The following is a 19,254-nucleotide window of genomic DNA, read 5'->3' on the forward strand; positions in this document are numbered from 1 at the left end:
GCAATTCATGCGGCGAGCAGCGCCAGTACCACCAAGTTTACTTTTTACAACCCCGATGAGCATTGTAAAGAACTTTATCCGGCTGCGTGAGGTAGCTGGTGACGTTGTTTGCCTGGACCTGGGACGTAAAAATTATGAATATCGCGGCATCCTCAAAATCGACGCCATTAACTTTGCATTTATGTCAGAGGAGCAGCAAGAAGGGGTGATTGAAGGGTTCAAGGCTTTTCTCAATGGAATTTCGTTCCCTATTCAAATCCTGGTCAGGAATCAGGCTTATGACCCGGAAGCATATTTGAGTCGCATCGAGTCCATTGAAGGAGACCTGGCCGAGATCGCCATTGATCATGCTCAATTCATACGCCAACTCGCTACCTATAGATCGCTGATCAAACGTGAGTACTACATCATTGTCCCTGCGGACTATCAGAACACGAAACACAAGACCGAAGCGTTGATCAATGGGCAGTTGCAGTTACGGACGCGCATGGAAGAGCTTTTGCGCCAGCTAGAGCGTGTGGGCTTGAGTGGCAGGCGTCTCAATGCGATGGAGATCATAGCGCTCTACCAACGTTGTTTGACACCTATGGAGGCGCAGTTGGGATCAATAACGGATGGTATGGTGAGAGGTGTAAATAGTATCATGGAGTCTGCCTACGAGGAGGATCGCAAGCCCCGGTCACACGTGACTTCTTTGAGTCTGGCAGAACAGGAACAGGAATTGTTAGAGCTGGCGGCACATTATCAATTGTTCGATGAGAAGGATAAGAAGAAGAAAAAGAAGAAAGATCAAAAAGAGAAGGTTCCAGGTTTCGTCTCGTTGCCCGCGCTGGTGACACCAAGCAGCATTGAGATTTTCCCCAACTATGTACGCGTTGATGGTGAAGTTGGACATGACTATTTGCGCACCCTGACGATCACGAGTTACCCTCGTAGTGCTTATCCAGGATGGTTTGAATCGATCATTCAAATTGATGAGCCATATGTTGATTTTAGCATTCACATTACCCCCTTTCCTCCTGAAAAGGTCAATGCACGTTTAGGCAGAAAAGCAGTCGAGTTTCGCGGCTCAGTGCTGGTAGCCAGACGCCAGGGGCGAACGCCAGACCCCTCAACAACGATTGCATTAGAGGATGTGGATCAACTGCGTGAAAGCCTGGCACGTGGTGATGAGCGTGTTTTCGGCATAACTGCATGTATCCAGGTGCGTGCAGAGGACCGCCAGAAACTTCTGGAGCGCAGCAATCGTCTGGTGTCAACAATTCGTAGCCTGGATTTTCGCGCGTTGCCAGCGCACTGGCAACATCACCTGGGTATGCTCAGCTGCTTACCTGATGCTACGAATGTTATAGAGAGCGGTCGCTTGTTTGGAACTGGAGCGGCTTCAACCTTCTTTCCTTTTGCGGGAAGCGATATCGGCATGAATTCAGGAGTGATGTTTGGCATTCATCCTAACGGGAGCCTGATCCTGATTAATCCGTTTGATAGCAATCAGTTAGAGAATGCGAACATGGTCGTTTTCGCAAAATCGGGAGCTGGGAAGAGCTTCTTTCTGAAGACCGTTTCCAGCCGACTTTTGCCAACCTGTAATGTCTACGTCATCGATCCCGAAGCGGAATACAGCAATCTGTGTGAGCGTGTCAATGGACAGTATATTCGCCTGTCGTCTGATTCGTTGCAGATCAATCCGTTTGAGTTATATGGACAGGGCAATAGCGTCGGTCCAGCTGGAAAGGAAGAAGGCGGATTTTTTCGCGAGAAACTGCTCAATTTGATTACGCTGCTTGAATTGCTGTTGTCTGACGATGGAACTCTCCCGCAGAAGGAAAAGGCGTTTCTCTATAGATGCCTGGTGAAGACTTATGACAATCGTGGCATTACGATGGACCCAACGACGCATGGGCGAACGCCTCCCAATATGCAAGAGTTCTTTGTGATTATGTCAAGCGCTTTGCGTGGTGATGATCGTTTTGGAATTTCTGAAGATGTCTACGGATTGAGCGAGCGCCTGGAGCGTTACCTGCATCTCTTTCCAACCAGGACAAAACTCTCACTTGATAATCGCTTTGTCAATTTCAACATTCGCGAACTGGTAGATACCTTAAAGCCGGTAGGTCTTTTTATCATCACAGAGTTTTTATGGACAAAAATGCGCCAAGCCCGCCGCTCACAAACTGTGCAGGACAACTCTATTGTCTTGATAGATGAAGCGTGGCTGCTCATGAAGTTTAGCCAGGGAGCGAAATTCCTGGAAGAGTTTGCGCGTCGTATTCGTAAGTATGGCGGCGGCCTCTGGTGTACTACTCAGAACTCCGATGACTTCCTCGGCTCCGATGAGGGCAAGACGATCCTGGCAATGTCAACCATGAAGTTTTTGATGAAGCAGGATTCCAGTACCATTGACTCAGTGATGCGTACATTCAATTTGAGTGCCAGGCAGAAAAGCTTTTTATTGGGAGCCAAGCGTGGCGAAGGATTGTTTGCTACTAAAGGATGGGCGCAGATGGAGGTGGTTGCGTCGCCAAAAGAGGCTGAGATGGCGAATACAACGGTGGTCTCTACGCTTTCTTTACAATCCGGTGAAAAGGAGAAAGAGGCCACTAGCGAACATACAAACAGCAAGCGCTCTCTGGGGTCGTCTACGACGCCGCTTATGATCGATTCTCCGGCCAAAGAGAGACGCTTTACAAATAGCCAGAGTTTGAAGCATGAGCGGAGAAGTTGAGCATTGCGATGAAAGTAATATCATCTGGAGATTCTCAGGAGTCGCTACCGTCTCTCAAGGAGCATATATTGCGTAGTAGCCTGCTGCTGTTTGTGGCCGGGCTGCTGTTATTATGGTTGTCAGGGGGCATTCCGCCAGCCCCCTGGTTACTGCTTATTCAAGCCATTATGCAGTTTGGCGCACCCTGGGGACAGCCAGAAAGCGCGATACAGTGGCTCTTTATACTTTTAATAGTCCAGTCGCTCGCATTAGGTGCTGCCTGGTTCTTTTTTGTATGGGCCATTATCCGCGAAACACGTTCTATCTTAAACATACGTGCCAGGCTACAACAAACGGTGCCTATTACTGTGTCAACAGGGATCAAATTGAGAAATGCGTCTTCTCTCTCCTCTACTCCTGCACAGCGATCAGGTGCCAGACGAAGAGATGAACAGGATTTCTCATCTGAATGGGGAACTGGCGCCCCTCAAGCAGGGACATTCCCTGAAAATCCTTTTGAGGAGCCAGGGCCGGGCCAGAGCGATTATCCATTAGTACAGAATGCTCATAATAGCCCATTTGATATTCAAGGTGATGTGTATTCAGTGTTTAGGCGTCCTTATTCCTATGGGGCAAATTTAGATGTATCAGAAGAAATCCAGGAGAAGGAAGAAGATGACATCAGAGAGGAAGAATCTCCATTCCGCTATGGGAATCCTTTTGAGGGATCTCTTCCCGAAGTCTTTAGCTATGATGTTGATCTTAGACGCTCCATTTTGGAGGTAGAGGCGGAGATTACACAAATAGAAATCGACTCACCTCGGAAAAATCAGCTGGAGGTGAAAGCAGATAAGAAAGGCCCCTCTGCGCATCCCTGATACGAAAACCATTTCCCGTACATCGTGTGAATAAATAAATAGTACTTTTATGACGTATTCAGGGAATGCTTAACATAAGACCGCAGGCAGCATTTATAATAGAAAGGAAGAATGCATATGCCATTTGGTATGATGTTAGCCGCAAGACTTGCCAGGGGAGCTTTTTCTGTTGGGGAAAGTGGTGGCATTGAGGGGGGAATTTTTTCATCTCAAAAAAGTGGAAAATCTTTCGATGTAGTACGTTCAACACTTGTCTCAGATCAACCGGCAGATCCTTTGGATGTTTCAAAGTCAGGATTTAATGCTACGAAGGGTCTATCAGGCAAGGATACTATATTGTCGAAGAGCGATTCAGAATCAGTATTTGGCAGCGAATCGTCTTCCGAATTATTTAACAGAAAATCGCCTTCCGATCATTCTCTGCTTGGTGAAACTGGGTCGATAACTTCCAGATCATCCGATGGGTCGATAAAGGCAACAGGCGAGACAGATAGTAATGATTCTAAAGAAGATTCTAAAACAAGTGATAAAATAAAAAGCAAAAATAGTACCTGGAAACGGCTTATGAAGGGAGTCAGTGAATATTATTATCCGACAAAATTTGATGGACGTATTCTTGCTATGAGAGGGGTAGATAATGGATTGGGGCAGCAAAGCAACTCAATAGATGCAGCCACTACAAGGGTAATACGTGGAGACTCCTCAACTTCTATGAATGATTTTACGGATAGGCCACTTAACAACCAGCAGAATAGTATAATGAGCGATATGTTGATGATGCACCTCTTTGCAAAATCGCAGCAAAAAGCTCGCGAAGCCGAGAATCGTGAATTGGCGAATACAGATAACTTCAATAAGGAATTTAACAGACGTATGGATGAAGAGGCTGCAAAGTTAAGGGAAAATGTCAGCGCTAACACCAATGCTACCAGGCACTCTGAAAGCTCCAGAGCGTCTGATGTCACCGGGCATTCTGAAAGCTCCAGGGATTCTGGGAAACAGGATCTCACCAGGAGGAGAGGAGCAAATCGGTGATGGTTATAGCAGTGAACGACAAGGAGAATAGGCGTCTTCATGGAAAGATTTCATGATTATGGCATTATAGAGCAGCTTGGTGATAAGCCATTGCGACGGGTGTATATGGCAAATCCGCTGGCAGAGCCGGAACGCAAAGTGGTGCTCAAGGTCTTTGATGCGGCATGCCTGAACCGTGATTATGAATATGAGACCTTTATTGAGAGAAAAGAATTTATTCAACAAATCAGACATGATCATCTGGTCTCTATTATCGATATGGGGATCGAGGATGAACAGCTGTATGTAGTTACCTCCTATATTTCTGAGGATTCTTTACTCCATCGACTGAAAGACACTGTGTCAGCGAGTTGGGATATTTCCGACGTTCTTCATCTCTGTATACAACTCGGACAGACGCTTAACTACGTGCATTCCTGTGGCCTGGTCCATGCCAATATCAAACCCGAAAATATTCTTTTTGATCAGGATGGGAAGGTGATGCTAACTGATTTCAGCCTGGCCGGACTGATCGATGAAGATAAACTGGAATATAAATCTGATAGCCACACAATCAGGTATATGGCCCCGGAACAGGATGTGGAGCAGGGCAGTGAAAAAAGCGATCAGTATGCTCTGGGCTGTATTGGCTATGAATTGATTGCTGGGAAAACCCCTTTTAGCGCACAGAATTTTTCGCTCCTTCAGATCAAGCATGCCACAGAAACACCCACAGCTCTTTCAGAAATCATTCCAGAAGTTCCTCCCCGGGTAGAGCAGGTGTTTATGCGTGCCCTGGACCGTGATCCTGCTGAACGCTATCCGAGTATGGCGGCTTTTGTTGAAGCCTTGCAAGCGGCCTTACGGGCGTTTCCTTCATCGCCATCTCTTCAGGTTTTGCCTGAGACACAGCATGCTTTAGAAGCGTATGTGCTAGAAAAGGAGCACATGGCCGATGTGGAGGAGATTGCTGAAGATGCTCCTGCGAACCCGTATACATTAGACCATTCGCTTATAGACGCGCTTACCAATGAGCAAGGATTTCCTCCAACTTTTGAAGCTGAAGGCTTCAACATGGCCTCCGAGCACAAACCACCTGCATTCCCCTTTGGCCCAGAAAAATCGCCAGGCCACAGAAAATTCTCCCACCTTATAACGGATGAAGTCCCTGATGTTGCCACCCCCTCTTCGGTGAAGCAGACCTCTGAGGAAGAAAAGGATGAGATCCCACAAGAACCTGAGGAGGCAGAAAATGATATATTAGATGAAATTGTTGTGCCAGCCTTCAAAGAAGACGAAGAACTCTTGCCAGATCTAGTCGATACTATGGTGTTGCCACCATCAGAGTCCATTTCCCAGTCTCCAAATCAGGCGAAAACAGGGCAGGATGCATCATCGCCTATTGTGGGAAAAGAGCCATTCAGGTTGAATTTACACACACCACGTGGCGCGCCTGGAAAGCTAGCGAAGAGACTGTTCCCGTTTGAGAGGCACACTGGTATATTACTTGTGCTGGCAATTTGCTTATCTCTGGTTGGTTTATTGACTCCCTATCTGGCAAGTGTTCTTCAAGCAAATCAGAGGGCACAAAGGCCAGCGCCAACGCCAACGCCAACCTTGATCCCAACGCCAACACCAACTGTGATCCCGACGCCAACCCTGACACCAACTCCAACCCCCAAACCGACTCCGAAACCGAAACCAACTCCCAGGCCAACGCCGAAGCCGAAGCCAACGCAGATTCCAACGGCAATTCCTAATCTAGTTCCAACGCCGACGCCAACCCCCAGGCCGACGCCGAAGCCGACACCAACGCAGATTCCAACGCCGACACCAACACCAACTATGATCCCGACGCCAACGCCGACACCAACGCTGGTTCCGACACCAACGCCAACACCAACGCTGGTTCCGACGCCAACGCCGATCCCAACGCTGGTTCCAACACCAACGCCGACACCAACGCTGGTTCCGACGCCGACGCCGATCCCGACGCCAACCCTGATACCCACGCCAACGCCACAACCGCCGCTGATCACGAAGGATATGACGCCGCAACAGATTTACCAGACGGCTACTTCAGGACCGATCCTATATAGTTCCTCTCTGGCGGCTCAAGACGCAGCTTCGTGGAATCTGATAAATTTTACCGGCGGTGGAAGTTGTCATTTTGCTAATGGTGGCTATCAGGCGGAGATGCCGCAAATCAACGGCCTGGCATATTGCAAAGCTGATGCGGTGGATGTTAGTAATGTGGCAATCCAGGTAGAGATGAAAGTCACTTCAGGGTCGAACAACGATGGCGGGGGGATTTTCTTGCGTGACGGTAGCGGTGGTAGTTACCGCTTCCGCATTAACCTGGATGGATCGTGGGACTTCGTACCAGGAGACTTTAAAGGAAACAGTCCTGCCATCTTGAAAGGTCTTAATCAGACCAATGTGCTGACCATTGTAGCCCAGGGAGCAGATCTCTATCTGTTCATCAATCAGCAATACCTGACGCATATCGTCAGTTCTACCTATACCTCTGGACGTATTGGCTTTATGGCCATCTGCTGGAATAGCGATACCAATGTTATTTTCAACAATATTAAGGTCTGGAGGTTACGTTAGCACATGATTACGAGAACAAGTAGTATTGTTTACATGGTATTTAACATAAAGTTCGTGATTTATTAAAACTATTTTAACGCAGTAATGTTATTCTAGTCATTGCGGAGAATAACAGGAAACTAATAGTCTCTTCCTCATCACAATATGACGAGGAATGCAGAGGGCATGTTGCAATAGAATATATGCAGCATGCCTTTATAGTTGCTGGTTCTACATCCTGAAGTATCGCGCTCTTGCCTTGAGCAGTATTTGATGAGAAGAAATGTTAAAAGGATAACTGCAAGAGAAACAAACAAATATCTCTACTAGAGGCTACAATATAGAGATGATAACACTTCATTCAGCGCGTTCGGCTCGGATAAAGATCCTCTCTCGATTAAAGGAGAAGTAGGATGATATTACCTCTAAATGTATATATGGTTATATTCTGGGCGCTGGCAGTCTTTTTCGGTGAATGGATGATACTGCACTATTTACATCGTCGCGCCATAAGCCAATTTGTCGTTCTGACCTCAACTTGCCGGGCTTTTCTCCAGGGTGATAAGAAGCAACGCGTCATTGTGCAGGGGAGCAACGAAGTGCAGGCTCTGGCTCGTGTGATCAATGAGTTGATGGATTTGCAACAGAATGTAGCTCCACCTCAAAAAAATGTTGCTGCGGAACAGGATATTGACATTGATATTGCCCGGATTCATAGACAGCTTCGACAATTGGTTAATGAACTGTATCCAGCCCTTGAGGGAGATTTACGCGTCCAGGCTGTTCTGTCAGAAGGATTGGTCGGGGATGTGGCAGATTTTTGTAATACACTGGTCGAGAAGATGGTACAGTTTACACGTTGGACTCTGTATGCTTCTGAACAAACGCTTACCAACTCCCGTCTTTTGCTGGAACGCTCTGTAACGCTGGCAAAAGCAACGGAGGCCGAGATGATCACACTTTCCCAGGTAACAAGATCGACGGAGCAGATAGTCTCCTCTATTCAACGGATGGGAAGCACACTTCAACTGGGCCTTGATGCGATTCGAGAAACCGCTGGCTGTTTGCAGCACGTTACAGTCTCTCAGACAGAACAGAGGCTTCAGCCAGCTCCACTGCAGTCGAGCGGTGTAGAACACCCGGTACGATTGCTGGAGGATGTTGTGCGCTTGATACCTGAAACGGTCCATGTCGCCGAAATAATGATGAATGATCTTTATACGCTTGTGCAACAGATGCACCAATCCGGCACTGCTATTTTACAGACGACCGAACAAACAGAGTTTATGGTTAATCTCGCTGAAGAGTGGCAAAATCTGGTCAGGGGGGTACAATTGCCGGAAGAAGAAACAGCAAGTGTAGAGTCATCGCGATGGATATTATAAGTTTATCCTCATCTAAAAAGCACCTCCAGCAGTGAACATCACCACTGGAGGCGAATAACTTAACGATTTATGATACGTGAAATCACGGCTGAGTCCAGGTATACCAGACAGTATCGTACTGACGGTAGTCATAGCTATAGGTAAAGCTGTATTTGAGTACCTGGCCTGATTGCATACGGCTGGTATCGAAACCCCAGCGATCACTATCGCCAGCGTAGGTTGTATATACATTCTCTTGCACCTGACCAGGAATAATATAGTGCAGGATGACGTAATCCGCCGACCAGCCACAGGACTGGAACCAGGGACGTAAGTTTGTTGAGCTATGCGCATCCACCCCGTAACTAAAACTATGTACGTTGACGCCTACGCTTGGCGTCAGGCCGCCTGATGTGGGAGTAGGACACGATGTGGGCGTGAGTGTCGGGGTGGAGGTAGAACTTGGTGTAAGGGTGGGCTTCGAGGTAGGCGTAGGCGTGAAGCTTGGCGTAGGGGTGGGAGTTGGTGTAGGAGTGGGAGTTGGTGTAGGAGTGGGAGTTGGTGTAGGAGTAGATATGGTAGTAGCTGTAGGAACAGAATATGCGCCAAAAATGACATCGGAACAACTATAGAAGGCTTCCGGGTTGTTTGTATGCTGCCAGATAGTGTAGATGATATGGCGTCCCGTTTTCCCTGCTGGTAGTTTACCATTCCACTGATACGAGCCATTGATGATTGGAGGATCAGAAACAACCAGGAATGGTTTGTCTTCCAGATCGGACCATTTCAAAGGCTGGGTTGGATCGTAGCCATCTTTTGTTACATAAAGCTCAAAGGTACCCGCCTCAGTCGGATGTGCTGCATACTGAAATGTATGCTCTTCTCCAGCTGGGAGAGGAGTTGCCGGCCAGTCGGCACTGGCCTCATTGTAGGCGGCATATTTTGCCTGGCCTGCTCCGCAGAGTTGACCATCGTGAATGTACTGGCGGGGTTGACCATTTGCATTATCTACACTGATTTCAGACCAGTCGTAGAGAGGTTGTGTGCCACCCTGCGCAACAGCTTTCTTGCACACGTCGCTATCAGGACTGTCCGGGCCTTCTAAAAAACAAACATAAGTTCGTGTGGCGGGCGATGTCATACCACCACCATCATGAGTTTGTGCCTGTGCAATGGACGAAGGGGCGGAGAGGATAACAACTACAGAAACCACAAAGGTTGCTATGAGCAACAGTGATGTTCCTGACGCAGTCCATTTTGGCCGTCCGTTGATACGGTATGTAGCTTTTTGTGTCAAGACTAACGCTCCTGTCAAAAAAATGCATGTGTCGTCATGTTGCTATTTCCTATAGCACAGAATACATACCTTTTGTGTGTTCGCAAAAGCTTTGGTGTCGTGACTTTGCAGGTCATATGCAGGACGGCTCCGACATAATCGGCTCTCAACTGCGTCCTCGTTTGCAGTGGGGTTAAACGCAAATCCTTTGCTAGCTTTAGCATAAATAAAAAAAGCTTGCTACATAGGTGGGAAATAGGGACAGCTTTCTAGTTCTTGAAAACGTGTTGAGCAGTGGCCTTCTCTTGTCCAGTGTTTTGTTGATAATGTTGATAAAGATTGTTATTATTAAGAAGGAGTAGTTACTATTCAATTCGTTTTTTCAGAGGAAATCTATTATTATGCGTCTATTTAAGTTCAATCTTTTTATTGTAGCGTTGATTCTGGCGACCGTGCTGACAGCCTGTGGGGGAGCCAGCGCGAATCAAAGCGGGAGTGGAGATCAGACATTGAAGGTGGAGCCTCTCCAGTTCCGCATGTCGAAATTCTCAAGTATATTCGAGATAATCTTGCATCCAAAGAAGGATTAAAGCTCCAGATTATAGAATTTAACGATTATGTCCAGCCCAATCTGGCGCTCCAGGATGAGCAGATCGACGCGAACTTTTTCCAGCATATTCCGTATATGGAGGACTTTGGCAAACAGCATAGCATTGATATGGTAGCAGTGGCTAAAGTCCATATTGAGCCACTTGGCCTCTATTCAAAGAAAATCAAATCTCTCAGTGTGGTGCCAAATAATGCGGTTGTCGCCATTCCTAATGATGCCACTAATGGAGGGCGCGCACTGAATCTTCTGGCTGCCAACGGTTTGTTGACGTTGAAGACAGGCGTTGGAACGCAGGCAACCGTGAAGGATATTGCCAGCAATCCTAAGAATTTGCAGATCAAAGAACCGGAAGCCGCTCAATTGCCGCGCTCGCTGGATGACACAACACTCTCCGTCATCAATGGAAACTATGTCCTCGCCATCGGTATAAAGCCAACCAAAGATGCATTGGCCCTTGAGAAGGCCGAAGGGAATCCGTACGCGAACGTGCTGACGGTATTGAAGGTGCATGAGAAAGATTCTCGCATACAAAAGCTCGCAAAGCTGCTGACCTCGCCAGAAGTCAAGAAGTTTATCGAGGATAAATATCAGGGAACAGTTATTCCTGCTTTCTAAATGACTTATGAAATAACCGAAAAGCAAGCAACCTCCTTTATATTGGAAAGGAGGTTTGTTTTTGGTGAAGCACTCCATACATGAATACGGGGATTTTACGCAGCAAATAGATAAATAGAGGGATTGTATGGTAACGATCAATAATTTGCGCAAGGTCTATGGACGGGGAAAGGAGGCAGTGGTTGCGCTCGATGACGTAAGCCTGGAGGTGCCACAGGGAGAGATCTTTGGAGTGCTCGGCCAGAGTGGAGCGGGTAAAAGTACGCTGATTCGCTGTGTGAACCTGTTGGAGCAACCAACGTCAGGGTCGGTGATAGTGGACGGTCAGGAGATGACGACTCTCAATGACGCAGCTTTACGCAGGGCGAGGCAGCATATTGGCATGATCTTCCAGCATTTTTACCTGCTCAACTCGCGTACCGTTGCTGAGAATGTGGCTTTTCCCCTGGAAGTCATTGGCTATAAAAGGGCGGACAGAGAGGCGCGCGTGCAAGAACTGCTATCACTGGTTGGGCTGGAGGAGAAAGCGCGAGTCTATCCTGCGCAGTTGTCTGGCGGGCAGAAGCAACGCGTTGGTATTGCACGTGCTCTGGCAGGATCTCCGAAGGTTCTGCTTTCGGACGAGGCCACATCTGCCCTCGATCCACAGACAACGCGCTCGATTCTGGACCTCTTGCGGGATCTCAATCAGCGTATTGGTCTGACGATTCTTCTCATTACGCACGAGATGAGTGTAGTACGACAAATCTGTCACCGTGTCGCCATTCTGGAAGAGGGTCGTATCGTCGAACAGGGATACGTGAATGAACTGGCTGCATTACCTGAATCGCGCCTCTTACAGGCATTTTTCCCGCAGGTGCGAGATATCCAGGCCCGTCCAGGTGCCACTATCGTCACGCTCGCTTTCTCTGGCACCGTCGCCGAGCAGCCGATGGTTTCCACGTTGATTCGTCGATTTGGGTTGGATGTCAATATTCTGAGCGCTAATATAGAAGAGGTTGGTGATCAGCGCATCGGTCAATTACAGGCCGAACTCGTTGGTGAACAGATTGACGCCGGACTGAGTTATTTGCACGATCTTGGGGTGCATGTGAAATTACATCAGGAGGTACATCTCTAATGGAAGACTGGTCTATCCTTTTACCCGATCTCTGGCAGGCCACTCAGGATACGTTTCTGATGGTTGGCGTTTCTACGCTCTTCACCGTGCTGGTCGGGTTGCCTCTGGGTGTGTTACTGGTGACGACCGACCGGGATGGGCTGCTCGATATTCCCTGGCTGAATCAAATCCTGGGGGTGATCGTGAACATTGGACGGTCCTTACCCTTTATCATCTTGTTGGTTGCCATCACTCCCTTTACTCGACTCGTGACAGGCACCACTATTGGCACAGCGGCCGCCATCGTTCCACAGACGGTGGCCACTATTCCCTTCTTTGGCCGTGTGGCCGAGACCTCGCTACGAGAAGTTGATCGAGGTGCTGTCGAGGCGGCGAAAGCAATGGGCTGTACCCACTGGCAAATCATCGCCAAAGTACTATTGCCAGAGTCCCTATCATCCCTGGTGCTTGGTATCACCATTACCATTATCAGCCTGCTCGGCTATTCGGCTATTGCCGGTGCAGTTGGCGCTGGAGGTCTAGGCGATCTGGCAATTCGCTACGGCTATCAGCGTTTTGAGACTGGTGTGATGATTATCACGGTCGTTCTTTTAGTCGTGCTGGTACAGGGCATTCAGGTGCTCGGCAACCTGCTTGCCAGGCGGATAGCAAAACGCTGATCGTTTATTTCAGACACCGAGTGGTACAAAAACCTATCCCTCAAGAGCAAGCGACAAGGAAACCCTTTTCAGTTCTCTTCATTCGATAGCAATGCGGCCTCTTGTTCACCACCAGGCCCAGGCGTTTGCTTTTTCGCCTGGAGCCTCTGAAGAAGCGGAAGAGCGATCCATATACAAACAACGGCGAGGATAGTAATGAGCGAAGCTGAGATATATACTTGAAAATGCCCCCACGTTGTGTATATGAAACCGCCAATAAGTGGTCCGACAACCCATCCAAGCGATTGCAACGATTGCGTTGCCCCACTCACACGACCTTGTTCGTGCCGTCCAACCAGTTCAGAGATGAGACCTCGCAGTGCGTTTTCAACAAGGCTCCCTGAACCTGCAAAGAGCATAATACCGACAAGCAAGAGAATTGGTGTGGCGAGAAACGCGATGGAACCAAGCACAAAGTAGCTGATGCCGACCAGCACTAAGGCTATGAGAGCAAGCCGGATGTTTCCCAGCCTTGTAAGGAACCAGCTCACCAGTACACCCTGGACGAGAATGTCTACCGCGCCGAGTACGGTGACCACGAGGCCAGCCTGCGTGGCATTGAAGCCAAGGCTGTCTTTCATCAAGACGGTGAGCGTCGTCTGCAACATACCCACTGGAAAAGCGTACAAGAACCAGGCCAGCAATAACCACCGTACGTTTGCCCAACGAAACGCGAACGCCAGTTGTTTCAAGGGGTTCAGTTCATTGACCGAAATGGAGGTGATGCGGTGCTCTTTGTCCAAACTCTCTGGGAGCAAGAAGTACCCCCAGACGAGGGTAAGCAGGAGAAGGCCAGCAGCGGCAATAAACGGGACGCGATCGTTGATCGCGGCTAGTAGTCCACCAAGCACAGGGCCAATGAGAGTACCGACACCGGCCGCACTGCCTAGCAGACCAAAGTACTTGCCACGGTCCTTTGGTTCCGTGATATCAGCGATGTAGCCAAACAAGACACTGATGTTGTCGCCTGTTAAGCCATCGATGATGCGTCCGAGGAAGAGCAACCAGAGCGCACCGCCAAGGCCCAGGATGAGATAGCCAAATGCGGAACCAAGGAGACAGATGAAGAGAATGGGGCGTCGCCCAAAACGGTCGCTCAGAACGCCTAAACCTGGCGCGGCGATCAACTGGCAGATCCCATAGGCTGCGGTCAGCCATCCCACGATGACTGCGAGATTATTCGGATGATCCAGATACTGGAGCGTAACTGCGTGTTGAAGCATATTCGCCTGCCAACTCGAAGAGATCCGCAATGGGGGAAGCATCTTGCGTTGCCTTCTTAAAACTCTGATTGGAGCCGCGCCGCTGGAACTCAGGATAGACACCCGCTTCGACATCTTCAAGAAAAAGAGCGAAGAGTGCCCCAAAACTGGGAAAGAACACTTCGAGAGGCCCTTTCCTTCCAAGAGAAAGCGTTATCGCTCTTGTGCGGCAGAGGAAAGACCTCTACTCATGAGCATGTATCCTGTTTCCACAATGGACGTGATTTCAAGGCCGAAGGCGCGCGTCTTGAAACGGGTGCGCGAGAGGACATTTCTCATTGGTCTCATCTCGTGATCCCAGATGCCCGCCTCCTGGGCCTCTTGCAGGCGCTCGCGGTAGCGAGCTATCGTTGTCTCAGTGATCCGTCCGCTGGTGAAGCTTGCCAGCAGAACTTCATAAGGACAGTAATAGGGATACGCTTCCAGAAGGGGGAGAAGCACCCCGCTTTCACTGGTGGTGAATTGCTGCTCCATGAGCAAATGAGGACGATCTTGCTTGAGGACGAGATGAGAAAGCGTGCCAAGCGTACTGTTCCAGGCAAGGGTCTGTCCTCTCGGGAGTAACCCTTGCAACGAAAAGTGCACAATGTCTTCGGTCGTTTCCTGCAAGGAGCCGATGGGTGTTTTTATCTTGCGAAGTGAGACGTTCTGCATTCTGCTGCTCCTTTTATTTGACATACTCTTCTTACCAGAAATGCTCCTGAATCGGAGGGGCATTTCAATTAGAATATTTGTTCTAATTTCATAAGAGTATAGCAAGAAAGCAACGTTCTGGCAAGTGCTTTCGCCCCCAGAAGCAGTTTCTTCCTCGTGCAAGGGCCAGGCACCAGGGAACGAGACGCGGAGGTTGTAACCAGGAGGTCCCAAGAGCTCATTACTCTTGCCTTGTTCACAAGAGAGAATGGACAGGCGTTATGGATTATGGGCTGGCAACAGCCCCTGCACAATATTGGCAAAATATCTGTTCATCACAATCTTTGAAGAAACTCAACTATGAGAGATGCCAGTAAATGTATACATACCTGAACCAATCTCAATGCAGGTTGCCTCCTGCTCACACCTCACTCCACGTACTTCGACAACAGACGAAAGAGCCATTTTTCCTTCGGTGATCTCTCTGCCCAGTCGCGTGGGGATGACCACGGTTGCGGTCGTGTTCGTTGGAACCGTCACGGTGAACTGAAAGTGCTCGCCATCGATATGCCAGTGTATAGCAATCTCGCCGACCGGTTGGGCACGCAAGATAAAGGGAACGCGCAGATACGGGCAGGGATTGAAGACTGTTGGATCTTCATCCCAATCTGGCTCGATCCATCGAGCCAGCCAGTCTGTTGTATGCAGCAGGCCCATTTCCCACCAACTTGTGTCGCTCCAGTCTGAAGGGCGATCATTGCGATCCCAAACGCGTACCCGCCAGATGCAGCGCCGGCGAGAGCTCAGCGCGGGTCCATGATAAGGGATATGCAGCGATTGCTCAGAGCGTACTTTTCCACTATCCCACAAATCACTCTGACCATCTCTCACCTGAATCTGATAAGCGGACTGTGCCACACCACGCTGATCGGAGTCAAGCCTCCAACTCAGGCAAGGCTCCTGCCAATCAAATCCCAGCGGATTGAGCTGATAGTCACAACGGAGGTCTCGGACGCGAAGAGACGACGTGGACATCACATGTATTCCTTTCAGGTAGCTATCCTCTCAGAGCGCCTGCCGCGATCCCTTTGATAAAATAGCGCTGCAAGATCAGGAAAATCACGATCAGAGGGAGCGAGGAGATGATCACAGAAGCGAAAATCAACGGCCAATTATTGTTATATTGCCCGACAAAGTTAAAAATTGCCAGCGGTAGCGTTTGCATCCCATCGCGCTGCAAGAAAATCAGCGGGATAAAAAAGTCATTCCAGGTGGAGAGCGCGCTGGTGATTGCCACAGTCGCTGTCACAGGGCGCAACAGAGGAAACACAATCATCCAGAAGGTACGCATGGGACCGGCACCGTCCAGGAGGGCCGCTTCTTCTAACTCGCGAGGAACCGTTTTAATAAACCCTGTATACAAAAAAATGACAAACGGCAAATTGACGGCAATATACAGGAGAATAGCCCCGTGATAGGTATTGATGAGCTGTAAATCGTGCATCTCTTTATAGAGTGGGAAGAGGCCGAGTTGAAGGGGGACAATCAAGCCCGCAACAAAATAGAGATAGATCCGCTGAGAACAGGGACCGGTAAAACGGGCCAGGGGATAGGCGGCCATTGCACCACACAGGATCAGGCCGAGCAGCGTTACACTGGTAATCAGGACACTGTTGAAGAAAGCCTGCCCAAGTGCCGCGTTATTCCAGGCGTCGGCAAAGTTCGACCAGACGAATTGTACGGGCCATCCCAGTGGATTGTTCAGCAGGTCCGCTGGTGATTTGAGCGCGACTGACAATAACACCAGTAGTGGAATGACCACCAGAGCGCTCCAGAACAGCACGATCAGCACTCCCAGGCCACGAGATGCGAGCAATCCAGGATTCAAAGGGATCGTGGATTTTTTAAGTAGAGAACGCGCTTGCATCTTAAAGTTCCACCTCTCGTTTGCGCAAAAGGCGCAGATTAAGGACCGACAGAGCGAGAATGAGGACCGACATAACAATGCCAACTGCCGTCCCATAGCCAAAATGGTTCAGGGTAAATGCCTCTTTATAGAGGCGGAGGGCGAGCGATTCGCTGGCATCGCCGGGACCGCCGTTGGTCATGACAAAAATCAGATCAAAAACTTTCATGCTGCCAATCAGGGTGAGCACGACATTGACTGTCACGGAAGGCGCAATCAACGGAAAGGTGATATGCCGAAAACGCTGCCAACCCGATGTCCCATCGATGTTTGCCGCCTCGTACAATTCCCCCGGTACGGCCTGCAAGCCCGCCAGAAAAATCACCATACTAAAGCCCGTCCACTCCCACGTGTTGGTCAGGATAAGGCTGGTAAGCGTCAGGTGAGCATTTCCAAGCCAATCTTGTTGCCAGGTGGCGAGGCCGATTCTGCCGAGGAAGGTATTGAGAAAACCGAACTCTGGGGTATAGATGTAACTCCAGATATAGCCAATAGCCAGCGCACTGAGCATCGCCGGAATGAGAAACAGCACGCGCAGAAAGGTGAGACGACGCAGCAATCCATCCAGCATGATAGCGAACAGGAGCGCGAGACCATTCTGTAATACCATCACCCCTGCCGCAAACACCAGCGTATTTTTCAGGTCGGTTAAGACCGTGGGATCGCTCAAGAGTTGTTGAAAATTGGCAAGGCCCACAAAATGCAGATCGGGGGCCAGACCATCCCAATCGGTCAAACTGTAGTAGAGGCTACCCAGGAGAGGATAGATCACAAATGCCGTAAAAATGACCAGCGCAGGCAGCAGAAAGAGACTCTGCACTCTGAACTGGCGCAGACGGCGCGGTCTCCTCTTGCGCGGGATCGTCCCCTCTCGCGTCTCTAATGGCTCAATAACGATGGTCGTTTGCTCCATACCATGCCTCTTTCAACTTTCCCCGTCGTAGTCGAGCGATTTATCGCGGGGAAGTCGATGACGGCCAACCCGCGATAAATCGCTCGACTACGACGGGGAGAGATCACTATAATAAATTGTTAAAACCCACTATGCTCAAAGGAGCGATCTAAGGAGAGGAGAACTAACTGATTGCTCCCTTATTCTTCTGGAAAGCCGTGTCCATTTCCTTGAGCATCTGTACGGTACTCATGGAACCAGCAAAAACGCTCTGGATATCCTTGAGCATGACATCTTGAACGCCGACCGGCCAGTTTTGATCCAGGGAGCTATAGGTGCCTACCTTCAGAGGGGTAAGCATATCTTGAGCCGCCGGATCGAGCGCGGGATTGGTGATATCTGTGAAGGAGGAGTAGGCCACTTTCTCTTTCAAGTACAACTGCATAATATCCTTTCTGGCCCAGAACTGAAGATACTTTCTGGCTTCTGCTGGATATTTTGTGGTTGCGGAAATCGCTGTCGTGGTGCCGACCCCAAAGGAAACCCAGATGGGCTGCCCTGCTTGCACATAGGGCATAGGAAACATGCCCAGTTGGAGGTTTGGATTCAATCTTCTGATGGGGGCCAGTATCCAGTTGCCATTGACCACCATTGCCGCCTTGCCAGCTGCAATCATCTGTGTGGTCTGGTCGTAGGTTGTGCCAAGCGCACCTTTGTTGAAATATCCGCGTGCATTCAGGTCCAGATAGTCCTTCATCATTTGGGGCCAGGCGGAACGGGAGAAGGAACTTGTCCCGGTAACTAACTGCTTATCGAAATCACCATTCTCGCGATAGATAGCTGAAGGAGCCATCGTGTAAGGGATGAGCTGATCGACCCATTGGTCCTTGATCCCAAGAGCCAGAGGCGTCACGCCTGCACTTTTTAGCTTATCACACACCGTTAAGAACTCAGTCCAGTTAGTAGGAACCGAAAGACCATGCTGGTGAAAGACCTCCTTATTGTAGATAACACCAATGGCGTTTGCGTCCATAGGCAACGTATAGATCTTGCCGTCAGTGTAGGATATGACTCTCTTTGTTCCAGCTAAAAGGCGTGACACCCAGGGTTCATCGGAAAGATCGGCGATGTATTTGGCTTTGGCATAGGGATAGAACTTCGCGCCGGGATAAACGCCAAAGATATCAGGTGCATCACCACCAGCCAGACGTGCTTTCAACACCGTTTCATATTGATCTGAAGCGTTGGAAGAAAACTGGACTGTAATGTTGGGGTTCTCGGCATGAAAGCGCTTGTTGATCTCGGCAACAACGGGACCAGCATCAGTGCCGATCCAATGATAAAATTTCAATGTTACGGGTTGCTGTCCACCTGTCGTTGTGCCTGAAGAACCGCACGCCTCAAGCAATGATCCGGCACCGAGCGCTGTTCCTGCGAACAAGGCGGACCTGGATAAAAAGTGGCGACGGGTGAGTGAAGGAACGTCAAATAGATGGGGCATGGAGAAACACCCTTTCTGCTATGAAAGCTGGTGAGACTGACTTCTACTTGAAGAGAGAAAATAAGACCATGAACGTCCATGACTACGAAAGAAAGTATAGAGGGCTGTCTCTCATGCTACAAGGCAGTA

14 protein-coding genes and 1 pseudogene are annotated in these 19,254 nt (G+C 49.3%); 8 read left to right on the forward strand and 7 right to left on the reverse strand.

Annotated elements, in window-relative coordinates; all coding sequences use genetic code 11:
• The first annotated feature begins 7 nt into the window (after positions 1–7).
• From K3T83_RS32160 to K3T83_RS32180, 5 genes are all read left to right on the forward strand, one after another.
• Positions 8–2,725 carry a VirB4 family type IV secretion system protein gene (locus K3T83_RS32160; protein WP_220207012.1) on the forward strand — a complete coding sequence of 906 codons (2,718 nt, stop codon included), beginning with the start codon at positions 8–10 and terminating at the stop codon, positions 2,723–2,725.
• Between the two features lie 68 nt (positions 2,726–2,793).
• The gene (locus tag K3T83_RS32165; protein ID WP_220207013.1) at positions 2,794–3,582 is read left to right on the forward strand and encodes a hypothetical protein; all 789 of its coding nucleotides are present in this window, start codon (positions 2,794–2,796) and stop codon (positions 3,580–3,582) included.
• 117 nt (positions 3,583–3,699) lie between these two features.
• A complete protein-coding gene (locus K3T83_RS32170) occupies positions 3,700–4,617 on the forward strand; it encodes a hypothetical protein (protein ID WP_220207014.1) in 918 nt (305 codons plus the stop codon).
• Between the two features lie 39 nt (positions 4,618–4,656).
• Entirely contained in the window at positions 4,657–7,209 is a 2,553-nt protein-coding gene (locus K3T83_RS32175; protein WP_220207015.1) for a serine/threonine protein kinase, read from the forward strand.
• 392 nt (positions 7,210–7,601) lie between these two features.
• Positions 7,602–8,573 (forward strand): methyl-accepting chemotaxis protein, encoded by a 972-nt coding sequence (locus tag K3T83_RS32180; RefSeq protein ID WP_220207016.1) that lies wholly within the window; start codon positions 7,602–7,604, stop codon positions 8,571–8,573.
• A gap of 82 nt (positions 8,574–8,655) precedes the next feature.
• On the opposite strand, the gene K3T83_RS32185 is transcribed toward K3T83_RS32180, so the two are convergent.
• Positions 8,656–9,849: a lytic polysaccharide monooxygenase auxiliary activity family 9 protein gene (locus K3T83_RS32185; RefSeq protein ID WP_220207017.1), complete on the reverse strand. Its 1,194-nt coding sequence runs from the start codon at positions 9,847–9,849 to the stop codon at positions 8,656–8,658.
• Between the two features lie 380 nt (positions 9,850–10,229).
• Between K3T83_RS32185 and K3T83_RS32190 the strand changes: the two are divergent.
• The 3 genes and pseudogenes from K3T83_RS32190 (at position 10,230) to K3T83_RS32200 (ending at position 12,832) form a co-directional block, all read left to right on the forward strand.
• Positions 10,230–11,053 (forward strand): annotated as a pseudogene (locus K3T83_RS32190) (MetQ/NlpA family ABC transporter substrate-binding protein).
• A gap of 127 nt (positions 11,054–11,180) precedes the next feature.
• On the forward strand, positions 11,181–12,173 hold the full coding sequence (locus tag K3T83_RS32195) for a methionine ABC transporter ATP-binding protein (protein ID WP_220207018.1): 993 nt from the start codon (positions 11,181–11,183) through the stop codon (positions 12,171–12,173).
• Positions 12,173–12,832 (forward strand): methionine ABC transporter permease, encoded by a 660-nt coding sequence (locus K3T83_RS32200; RefSeq protein ID WP_220207019.1) that lies wholly within the window; start codon positions 12,173–12,175, stop codon positions 12,830–12,832. Before K3T83_RS32195 ends, K3T83_RS32200 begins: the two co-directional genes overlap by 1 nt.
• A gap of 68 nt (positions 12,833–12,900) precedes the next feature.
• On the opposite strand, the gene K3T83_RS32205 is transcribed toward K3T83_RS32200, so the two are convergent.
• From K3T83_RS32205 to K3T83_RS32230, 6 genes are all read right to left on the reverse strand, one after another.
• A complete protein-coding gene (locus tag K3T83_RS32205; RefSeq protein WP_220207020.1) occupies positions 12,901–14,136 on the reverse strand; it encodes an MFS transporter in 1,236 nt (411 codons plus the stop codon).
• Between the two features lie 150 nt (positions 14,137–14,286).
• Entirely contained in the window at positions 14,287–14,787 is a 501-nt protein-coding gene (locus K3T83_RS32210; RefSeq protein WP_220207021.1) for a hypothetical protein, read from the reverse strand.
• Between the two features lie 333 nt (positions 14,788–15,120).
• The gene (locus tag K3T83_RS32215; RefSeq protein WP_220207022.1) at positions 15,121–15,801 is read right to left on the reverse strand and encodes a glycoside hydrolase family 78 protein; all 681 of its coding nucleotides are present in this window, start codon (positions 15,799–15,801) and stop codon (positions 15,121–15,123) included.
• Between the two features lie 22 nt (positions 15,802–15,823).
• Positions 15,824–16,693: a carbohydrate ABC transporter permease gene (locus tag K3T83_RS32220; RefSeq protein ID WP_220207023.1), complete on the reverse strand. Its 870-nt coding sequence runs from the start codon at positions 16,691–16,693 to the stop codon at positions 15,824–15,826.
• Between the two features lies 1 nt (position 16,694).
• Positions 16,695–17,645 carry a carbohydrate ABC transporter permease gene (locus K3T83_RS32225; RefSeq protein ID WP_220207024.1) on the reverse strand — a complete coding sequence of 317 codons (951 nt, stop codon included), beginning with the start codon at positions 17,643–17,645 and terminating at the stop codon, positions 16,695–16,697.
• 163 nt (positions 17,646–17,808) lie between these two features.
• Complete coding sequence (locus K3T83_RS32230; protein ID WP_220207025.1) at positions 17,809–19,125, reverse strand: ABC transporter substrate-binding protein; 1,317 nt, start codon at positions 19,123–19,125, stop codon at positions 17,809–17,811.
• Positions 19,126–19,254 lie beyond the last annotated feature (129 nt).

This window comes from Reticulibacter mediterranei (assembly GCF_016587455.1).